The organism is Marseilla massiliensis, from assembly GCF_016899855.1.
Classification (GTDB): domain Bacteria; phylum Bacteroidota; class Bacteroidia; order Bacteroidales; family Bacteroidaceae; genus Prevotella.
The window spans coordinates 1-5,325 of record NZ_JACJJG010000152.1; the positions used below are offsets into that span (position 1 = coordinate 1).

Sequence of the window (5,325 nt, forward strand, 5' to 3'; positions counted from 1 at the left end):
AGCACCTCAAGATAAAGAAATTCTGGGGCACAACAGAGAACGCCGTCCGCATACAAATCAGTGTGGCTATTATCACATACTGTCTTGTGGCTATTGTCCAACATGATATGAAGTTGAAACGCTCAACCTATGAAGTTTTGCAAATTCTCAGCATATCATTGACAGACAAAACCTACTTGCGTGACCTGTTCGACAAGACTAATTTCAATGATGTCAAAGATCTAAATAATCCCATTATTCCGGGGCTATTTGATTAATTGTTTAACTCGTCTCATTTTAACGGGACACTAATGATATCCTCCTTATGACTTTAGCTTCATATTATGGGATAAAGGGGATATATTGTATGCTCATACCAATTTTGGCTATTTCTTTTCTATTTGGCATATTCAACAATAGAATAAATAAAGGGGGATTGCTTTCAACAATAGGGAAGAATTCAATGGAAATATATATTATGCATCTTTTTTTTGTTATGCCATTCAAAGAAATGGGTATTTATATTTTATCTATTAAGGATTTCTCATTAAGTATTACCCTACAATTGGTATATTCAGCTTTTATATCAATAATATCAATTAAACTTTCAATATTAGTATCAAATGTAATTAAAAGAAATAAATATTTATCGCAACTAATCTTTGGTATTTATAAGTATGATCAGAAAATTTATTCACAAAAATATTAGGAATTTAAAATGGGAGTTGTCTACCCGAATTATTCCTAATTTGCCTAGTAATATTATGCGTAACAGATGTCTGTGTATGATGGGAGCCAAAATATCCAAACGAGTCATGTTATATAGAGGATTTTCTGTAAGAGCCCCTCAACAACTAATAATTGAAGATGGGGTCAGTATTGGACCCAAAGTGCTTTTAGATGCGCGGAAAGGACTTGTTATAAGAAAAAATGCGGTTATTGCATATGATGCAATTATTTGGACTTTAAATCATGATTATAATAATTTACATTTCTGTGGCAAAGGGGCTCCTGTTGAAATAGGAGAATATGCATGGATTTGTAGCAGAAGTATAATCTTGCCAGGACTGACTATAGGTGAGGGAGCTGTTGTCGCTTCTGGAGCTGTTGTAACAAAAGATGTACCTCCCTATGCTATAGTTGGAGGTGTTCCGGCTAAAGTTATTGGTTACCGTGAAAAAAAACAATATTGTTATGGGTATAAAGCATAACACCTCAGGCTCAAAATTGCTAGTTATAATTGTGATTCTTGTTGCCATCAGGTTTTGGAGTTTTACGCCATTAATGACTTTTGGCAATTTAAACCGCTATTTATCATTAGCTTTGGAGTTTGTGTTGATTTTCTCTTTTATTACATTTTTCAAGCGACCAATAAACAAATTTAATTCATATAGTTCGGTAAAATATATACTTTTCTCATTATCATTAAGTGCTATTTCAGCTTTATTTTTTAGTGGTCAATCACTATGGGATTCTTTTAATGCCACAATGATATTGTCATTAGGTTACATATTATATTTTTATTTATGTAAAACAAATTTTTCGGTTAAATACCTTCTTGATATAATACTTTTTATTTCTATTGTTTGGACCTGTTTAGAAATAGTGCAACAATTTACTTATCCAACATATTATTTTGCAGGTCGTGAAGAAGGGTGGTGGAATGGAGAATTAGAAAACAGAATGGGACTATGGAGATTCTATATATGGGGGGTCGATTTTGTGATTCTTTGTTATTGTCACCGTTTACAAGTTACGATTAATCGCTTCAACATACGAAATTTCATATTTGCACTAATTCCGTTTTTGGGATTAGCTTGTTATTGTTCAAGAAAGCATCTAATAGTTTTAGCACTTGTGACAATAATAATTATATTATTTAGCCAAAGAAAAAAATTGTCAATGGCTAGTCTCTTGATTATTGGAATATTTATAATAGGCATTTTCTACTTTAAAGACTCTTTTGTCGAGATGAATGACATAGCAAATAAAGCACAGGGAGAAGGTGAAGATTTTATTAGATACCTAGCTGGAGAATATTTTTTAAAGTTTTTTGGAATGAACAATCCATTGTATACCATATTGGGTGCAGGGATTCCAGGAGGTAATTCCATACTAAATAATGAAATCATAAGATTACAAGAGTTCTATGGTTTTTATCAACAAGATGTAGGTCTAATTGGATACTATTCATGGTGCGGAATTATAGGTGTATTAAGTATAATCTATTGCATCTATATGACCGTCAGAAAATTTAAATTATTAGATACATATTTGATAGCTTTTTGTATTGCCAAAATTGTTCTGATAATATTTGATTTCTGGGCAATGTGGCAAGTTGGTATAGTTGCTTATTCTATATTTTTATATTTGTCAGATAAAAGCATAATATTAAAATCATGCAGTTATGAAAATAGGGATATTAACTTATCATAGAGTTCCTAATTTTGGAGCTCAATTACAGGCCGTATCAACATATTCTTATCTGAAAAAATATGGCCACGATGTAGTGTTAATCGATTGGTATCCTGAGGATGTTAAAATGATGTACTCAAAACGAGTTCCTCAAACCCAAATCATTTATCATGATAGATTCATTGAATCTTATACGAATTTAAGTATTCCAATAAGCAACTATGAAAAATTTGTAAGATACATAAATGAAGAAAATTTTGATATGATTTTTATTGGGAGCGATGCTGTATTCAAATACAAGCCTAAACGAACCCGCATTAAATTTAAGTTTAGACAATTCAAATATGTTGAAGAACATGTTACTACTGATTTAGAATACAAGAATAATCCTTTTTGGGGTGGGTTCTTAAGAGACTTAAATCATCCGATACCCATTGTTGGCTTTTCTGTCTCATGCCAGAACACTGCATTTACCAAGTTAAATGAGGTAGAAAAACAAGATTTATCAAATTATATGGCACTTTTCAAATTTATTACAGCTCGTGATGAATGGACAGCAAAAATGATATCATATCTTGGCTACGCCAACGAGGTACCAATAACCCCAGACCCTGTGTTCTCCTTTAATCAAAATATAGCATTTAAGCTTCCAACGAAGAAAGAGATTTTACGAAAGTTTCATTTGCCCGAGAGCTATGTCCTATTTAGTTTCAGGTTGAATATTTTAAAATCTAAATATATTAATTCTTTGATAAAATATTTTGAAGATAATAATTATACAACCGTTTCATTTCCTATGCCTGAAGGCTTAAAAGCTTTTAATACTAAATATGCTATAGATGTTCCTCTATCACCAATAGATTGGTATTGTTTAATTAAATATGCCTCCGGATATATTGGCGAAAGAATGCATCCTATAATTGTATGCATCCATAACTCAACTCCTTTTTTCTGCTTTGATGAATATGGAATTAAGAGAACAATAATTCCAAAAGTATATAAATATTTTAACAAAGAATCTAGTAAAATATATCACATTCTTAAATGTGCAAATATGTTAGATGCGCGATACGGATATTTTGAGAACCATCTGTTGCCAACAAAAGAAAGAATTTACAATTGTATTATCAGAGCGAATATAAAGCATATGGATAAGTTTTCAGAACGTTACGCTAAACAATATTCGAACTCAATGAATAACTTAATCAGCAAATTAAAATGAAAAACATCTTAGTTGTTTTACATATGTGCCCTTATCCATTGACTACAGGTGGAAATCAAGCTGTAATTAATGGTATAAAAGCTTTGTCAAAACATAACAATGTCGTTTTATTGTTTCCTTCAAACAGAAAAAACAGTAATAGTAAACGAATTAAGGAACTAGAAAAAGCATTAAGTGTTGAGGTTGAAACTTTCACGCCCAAAATATTTAATTCTAAAGTTACTGCTTATAAGTATTTATCTGATAAAATCATGTTTTATTTGTTACACAAAAATAAAGATTACATGATTGAGCGAGAAATGAACTTATGCAACAATATCATTACTGATGAATTTATTAATTATATGTATAATATAATCGATAATAAGCATATCGATGTTGTTCAGATTGAATTTGTTCCCTTTTTATCATTGGTTAATGCATTAGAGGGGAAAAACGTAACGAAAGTTTTTGTTCATCACGAATTGAGATTTATAAGGAATAAATTAATCTTATCAAAGATAAGACACGCAAAAAACTACTTTACCTATCTTTTTGAGAAATTAAAAAATGAAGAAATTTCACTTTTGAATAAATTTGATGCTATTATAACTTTATCTGAGATAGATGCTAAAAAACTTAAACAGAATGGTGTTATCATACCAATATTTCCTTCGTTTGCAATTGTCTCCTCTCACACTCAAAGTTGGGTATATGCAAAGTACCGTTTAACTTTTTTAGGTCCAGGAATGCATAATCCTAATTTTCAAGGATTAAAATGGTTTATTGATAATGTCTGGGAGAGAATAACTAAAACTGATGATAAATATTCATTAGACATTATAGGTAAATGGAGTAAAGAACAAATAGAAGAGCTTGGATGTCATGACAAAATAAATTATTTAGGTTTTGTTGACAATCTTGGGGATGTATTAAAAGGGAGCATAATGATAGTACCAATAACAATTGGCAGTGGCATTAGGATGAAAATATTAGAAGCCGCTCAATACAAAATACCTATTATAACAACTACGATCGGGTGTGAAGGCCTTCCATTGAAAGACAATGAAAATTGTTTTATAGCTGACACCCCTGTAGATTTTGCTAATAAAATATTCGAAATCGGTAAACGTGATTTGCAAGAAAGACTTGTTAACAACGCATATAAAACTATTATAAAAAACTATTCGCTAAATGCATTAATAGTATCTAGGGATAAAATTTTAGAAAGTATATGAAAGAAATAGTTGTATTGTTAACAAGTTGTGTGAATCCAACAAAAATGATAAACACGACCCTTTCCGATCCTAATATAAGAATTGGACAATATATAAATGCCCTCATGTGGTATTTGGAGAATACTCCGTATGATATATATTATGTAGACAATTCAAATGTTGACATAAAACAATATTTAGATGAAATAACTTTAGAAAAATACCATAATAGGCTAACAACGTATCATTTTAAAGGTAATGAATATTTTGAAAAAGGGAAGGGGGCTGGAGAATTAGAAATAATTGAATATTTCATAAAACACTCATCTATATCAAAACAGACACTTGTGGTAAAGATTTCAGGACGTATTATTATAAGAAATTTGCAAACTATAATAAAATGTTCAAATAATAAGATGCAAATTTGTATTCATAATCACTACTGTCCCGTAAAAGTGGATAAATAGTTCTTTGAAATTATTGAAACATAGTCAATTACACGGTTTTTTGAAA

Annotated in this window: 5 protein-coding genes and 2 pseudogenes; all 7 read left to right on the forward strand. The window is 30.5% G+C overall.

Going from position 1 to position 5,325, the window contains the following annotated elements; genetic code table 11:
* A pseudogene (locus H6A34_RS13625) lies at nt 1–257 on the forward strand (IS4 family transposase); the annotation flags it as partial.
* Between the two features lie 47 nt (nt 258–304).
* Nucleotides 305–688: a hypothetical protein gene (locus tag H6A34_RS13630; RefSeq protein ID WP_205105960.1), complete on the forward strand. Its 384-nt coding sequence runs from the start codon at nt 305–307 to the stop codon at nt 686–688.
* A 310-nt stretch (nt 689–998) separates the two neighbouring features.
* Nucleotides 999–1,154 (forward strand): annotated as a pseudogene (locus H6A34_RS15560) (LbetaH domain-containing protein); the annotation flags it as partial.
* A 19-nt stretch (nt 1,155–1,173) separates the two neighbouring features.
* Nucleotides 1,174–2,415 carry a hypothetical protein gene (locus H6A34_RS13640; protein ID WP_205105961.1) on the forward strand — a complete coding sequence of 414 codons (1,242 nt, stop codon included), beginning with the start codon at nt 1,174–1,176 and terminating at the stop codon, nt 2,413–2,415.
* Nucleotides 2,387–3,616: a polysaccharide pyruvyl transferase family protein gene (locus H6A34_RS13645; protein WP_205105962.1), complete on the forward strand. Its 1,230-nt coding sequence runs from the start codon at nt 2,387–2,389 to the stop codon at nt 3,614–3,616. Before H6A34_RS13640 ends, H6A34_RS13645 begins: the two co-directional genes overlap by 29 nt.
* On the forward strand, nt 3,613–4,833 hold the full coding sequence (locus H6A34_RS13650) for a glycosyltransferase (protein ID WP_205105963.1): 1,221 nt from the start codon (nt 3,613–3,615) through the stop codon (nt 4,831–4,833). The genes H6A34_RS13645 and H6A34_RS13650 overlap by 4 nt, the downstream gene beginning before the upstream one ends.
* Nucleotides 4,830–5,279, forward strand: coding sequence for a hypothetical protein (locus tag H6A34_RS13655; protein WP_205105964.1), 450 nt, complete (start codon nt 4,830–4,832; stop codon nt 5,277–5,279). Before H6A34_RS13650 ends, H6A34_RS13655 begins: the two co-directional genes overlap by 4 nt.
* The last annotated feature ends 46 nt before the right edge of the window (nt 5,280–5,325 follow it).

Coding starts and splice junctions, on each gene's coding strand:
- H6A34_RS13630 (WP_205105960.1), top strand. CDS start 305: ATGACTTTAGCTTCATATTATGGGATAAAGGGGATATATTGTATGCTC.
- H6A34_RS13640 (WP_205105961.1), top strand. CDS start 1,174: ATGGGTATAAAGCATAACACCTCAGGCTCAAAATTGCTAGTTATAATT.
- H6A34_RS13645 (WP_205105962.1), top strand. CDS start 2,387: ATGAAAATAGGGATATTAACTTATCATAGAGTTCCTAATTTTGGAGCT.
- H6A34_RS13650 (WP_205105963.1), top strand. CDS start 3,613: ATGAAAAACATCTTAGTTGTTTTACATATGTGCCCTTATCCATTGACT.
- H6A34_RS13655 (WP_205105964.1), top strand. CDS start 4,830: ATGAAAGAAATAGTTGTATTGTTAACAAGTTGTGTGAATCCAACAAAA.